Origin of the sequence: Polynucleobacter sp. (genome assembly GCF_040400325.1) — a bacterium.
Lineage (GTDB): Bacteria > Pseudomonadota > Gammaproteobacteria > Burkholderiales > Burkholderiaceae > Polynucleobacter.
Genome location: NZ_JBBAQK010000030.1, coordinates 1 through 3,898, shown reverse-complemented (window position 1 = coordinate 3,898; position 3,898 = coordinate 1). Strand labels below are relative to the sequence as shown.

At 42.7% G+C, this 3,898-nt stretch carries 2 protein-coding genes and 2 pseudogenes; 2 read left to right on the top strand and 2 right to left on the bottom strand.

The window, feature by feature from the left end; genetic code table 11:
• Positions 1 to 482: 482 nt before the first annotated feature.
• Positions 483 to 1,970 (top strand): hypothetical protein, encoded by a 1,488-nt coding sequence (locus ABWP14_RS11300; protein ID WP_353203073.1) that lies wholly within the window; start codon positions 483 to 485, stop codon positions 1,968 to 1,970.
• Between the two features lie 134 nt (positions 1,971 to 2,104).
• Here ABWP14_RS11300 and ABWP14_RS11295 read toward each other — a convergent pair whose 3' ends face one another.
• Positions 2,105 to 3,088 (bottom strand): tyrosine-type recombinase/integrase, encoded by a 984-nt coding sequence (locus ABWP14_RS11295; RefSeq protein ID WP_353203072.1) that lies wholly within the window; start codon positions 3,086 to 3,088, stop codon positions 2,105 to 2,107.
• A gap of 86 nt (positions 3,089 to 3,174) precedes the next feature.
• A pseudogene (gene moaC, locus ABWP14_RS11290) lies at positions 3,175 to 3,282 on the bottom strand (cyclic pyranopterin monophosphate synthase MoaC); the annotation flags it as partial.
• Here moaC and ABWP14_RS11285 point away from each other — a divergent pair.
• Positions 3,271 to 3,898: pseudogene (locus tag ABWP14_RS11285) on the top strand (aldehyde dehydrogenase family protein); the annotation flags it as partial. The pseudogenes moaC and ABWP14_RS11285 overlap by 12 nt on opposite strands.

The following is a 3,898-nucleotide window of genomic DNA, read 5'->3' as shown; positions in this document are numbered from 1 at the left end:
ACGGGTGGTTTTTTATTACTTATCAAAAGTAGTACGCCCGATTAAAATTACCGTATCGAACCTACGGAATTTTTTATGATTTGCAACGCTAAATTACGGAACAAAAATACCTATTGCAAGAAAAATGGGATGCGAAACGGACGCTGTAGGTTGCATGGTGGTCTGTCACCTAAAGGGGTAGATCATTGGAATCACAAACATGGTTGGTGTACTAAGGAAAGCCGTCAGCGCTCGGTAGAAACGACCGCTAGGATCAGATTTTTGGAGATGGTAGCCATAGAGCTGGGGATGATTCCAAAGAAGCGTTAATGTGATGTTTGGTGATTTTTAGATATATTTCTGTTGAGTTTTTCGCTACCCCATGAATGCGTTTTAATTGGGTTTATATCTACTGTCTTTATATTCCCTATTTATACCCATAGTCAGCGCCATGAGTTTTGCGTAGACTTGTTAGTTAATAACGCCAACTAAAAGTACCCGCTATGAAACATAAGCCAATCATCTTCATTAATAAGATTTATCTACCTAAAAAGAGTCTATTTATGGCGCAAATTAGGATCTTATTGGCAAGTATTAATGAGCTAACTGGCAGAAAAAATAAGCCATCCCAAGAGATAGAGAGAAAGCGACTATTGGCGGCTACATTGATTATTCAAGGACTCTACCGATGCTTTTGTAGTGGGTCACATGTAATTAGTCTTGGTGTTCCACATAGACCAAATGCTTATAAATCTGACGATGAGAATCTAATTTCTACTGTTGGATTCAAGATAGTTATGTCAGTTGTCGATGCCATGCATGAGCTGGGATGGATCAATCGCAAGATGGGCTATAGAACTTCTGATGATGGGGGTGAAGTGACTGAGATAAGGGCTGCAGGCGAGTTGCTTGGGGTATTTCAAAACCTAGGAGTTGTTTGGGAGCAGATGAAACCCTTGGAGGATGCAGTGGTACTGCGTAACTATGACAGCGCAACTAAGAAAAAATACAAACAGACTCCGCCAGACTCAAATGGCGTCCGGAAAATGAGGCCTAAGCTCAATAAGTTAAATAGGTTTCTCAATCAACAGGTTATTTGTTTAGACATTAATAACAATAGTTATGAGCAGTTGGCGGGCGAGATGTCAAATGGTGCAAAAGCTAACAAGTATCAATACAGCAGAGAAAGCCAGTACCCCAAGTATCTTGATTTCACAATGGTCCAGTTACGTAGAATCTTTTCTAGAAATAGTATGAAACTGGGCGGTCGATTTTATGGTGGGTGGTGGCAATTTATTCCCAAAAAATACCGTGTCTCTATCAGTATCAATTGGCTGCCAACGATAGAAATTGATTACTCTGGTCTTCATCCTTATATGCTCTATCACTTGGAGGGCTTAGAACCCCCTGAAGGTGATATGTATAACCTTGGGCTATGGTCTACAGATGCTGAGCGTGACCTTAAGAGACCTATTGTGAAAGAGTTCTTTAACGCCATAGTGAATGATGAATACAGCCGCTATGTATTGCCCAAAGAGCATAAGAAGGTGTTAGGGATTAGCTCTAGCAAGCTCATTAATTTGATTAAGAAAAAGCATGCGCCAATAGCGCATCGTTTTGAGAGTGGGTATGGTCTGAGACTCCAATACGAAGACTCACAAATTGCCGAGCAGGTGCTAATGGATTTACTTAATCAAGGTATTGTTTGCCTGCCTATACACGATAGCTTTATCGTCCAATCTATTGAACGGACTACTCTTGAAAAAGCGATGAAGAAAGCGTACAAGATGCGATTTGGCTCAGCCGTTGATATGAAAGCTACTTTCCAATTTGATGTGGATTCAAGAGGTAAGCGTAAATATGAAGTACAGAATCCATTACCATTTGGCGCTGACGAAAAGGTAGATCGTCCAGCAATGTTTGCAATGTATGCTGACTCAATACATGCCAAGTATGTACAGTCGCACCGCTTGGCTACCGGTCTTCCGTAATGGCCTACAAAGAGATACCAAGTACTGTCTATCCACTTACGGTAACCCATTTTAGAAAACTACAAAAAATATCCATATATTTCAGTGAGTTGTAAGCCTTGTTGGTAATTTCATCTTTACGTAAATTATGAATTTCATCCCAACTTCAGCGCCAGTTGCTGTGGATTGGGGTGGTAATAGCGCTTGAGCATCGCTAGACTTTTGTGACCTGATACTGCTGAGAGTTCTACTAGATTTGGCAGTCTTTCGGCTAGCTTGGTAATGGCGGTTCGTCTTAGATCGTGGAATCGAATGTTCTCAATCCTCGCTTGTTTTCTGGCTCGGTTAAAGGCTTGAGAAACCACCTCATGATTCAATGGAAACACTCTTCCATCAATGCCTCTGGGAAGCTTTAGGAGTATCTCTACCGCCTTGGTTGAGAGCGGAACAGTTCTCGCTTCACCGTTCTTGGTGAGTTCAATATGAGCCGTTCTATGGGCTAGATCAACATGTTCCCAGCGAAGGCTCAGTAGCTCACCCCTTCGCATTGCAGTCTCCAAAGCAAGCTGAACTAGAGGCGCCATCCAAATACTTTTACGACCCACGGGTTTGAGTTGCTCTAGAAGTTTTTCCAATTCAGCGCTATCAAGGATTCGACTCCTGCCTTGCGGTTCGTTTGGTTTTTTTACCAAGAGTATTGGATTACTGATATTGATTCCCCACTCTCTGCGGGCGTGATTAATAATGGATGAAAAGTACGCTAATTCCCGAATAACTGTTGCGGGCGCTACTTCTTGTAGACGCAGATCTCGATACTCACAAATCCGCTGTGGAGTCAGTGCCAGTAGATTGAGTTTGGCGATGGACTTTCTGCTAATGGCAGCTAGACGAATGAGATCGGGTTTGGCGCCACGCATAGTTGGCGTAACTTCAGCCATATAGCGCTCGATCAACTCTTTAAAAGAAGTTCGTTCCGCTAGTGATTGATTAGTAAAGCTACCTTTGTCGATGGATGATTCGATGCTTCTGGCCCAGCGCTTGGCATCATCTAGTGTGAGAAAGGATTTAGATAGGCAGGATTGCCCTTTGCGCTGGACTCTAGCTTGCCACTTGTTCTTGCGATTGCGAAATGTTGCCATGTTGTTCTGCCTCAATAAGGACAGAATTAGGACAAACTATAAAACTTGCTCTCTTCAGGGTTGAAAGAGCGCAACTAAGTAAGTAACTACTCAGTCGCCTTCCACTCCCCGCTCTTACCACCACTCTTTTCTAAGAGCTTAATGTCACCCATCACCATGCCACGGTCTACTGCTTTGCACAAGCAGTCTATGGTGCAATTTCAGGAATTTTTGCTGCAACTGGACAAACTTGTATAGCAGGCTCACGTTTGTTGGTACAAGAGTCAATTTATGATCAAGTAGTTGATAAGCTCTTAGCAATCGCAAAGACGGCAAAGATGGGCAATCCCATGGACTCAACAACCCAAGTAGGACCGATTACTACCCAAGCCCAATTTAAGAAGGTCTTAGATTACATTGAAATCGCCCATGCAGATGGAGCCAAACTATTGCTTGGTGGCACTCCCTCCAATAGCCCCGAGTGTGAACAGGGTTGGTTTATTGAGCCAACTATTTTTGGGGATGTAAAAAATACAATGCGAATTGCTCAAGAAGAGGTTTTTGGGCCGGTGTTATCGATACTTAAATTTAAAGATGAGGAAGAGGCAGTATTCATAGCAAATGATGTGCGTTTTGGTTTAGCTGCCGCTGCCTGGACCAAGGACATTGGTCGAGCAATCCGTATGTCTGAAAAACTCAAAGTAGGAACGGTCTGGATAAATACTTATCGTGCCGTTAGTTTTATGGCCCCTTTTGGTGGGTATAAAGATTCGGGGCTTGGTAGAGAAAACGGTATTGATGCCATCAAAGAATACTTACAAGTAAAAACAG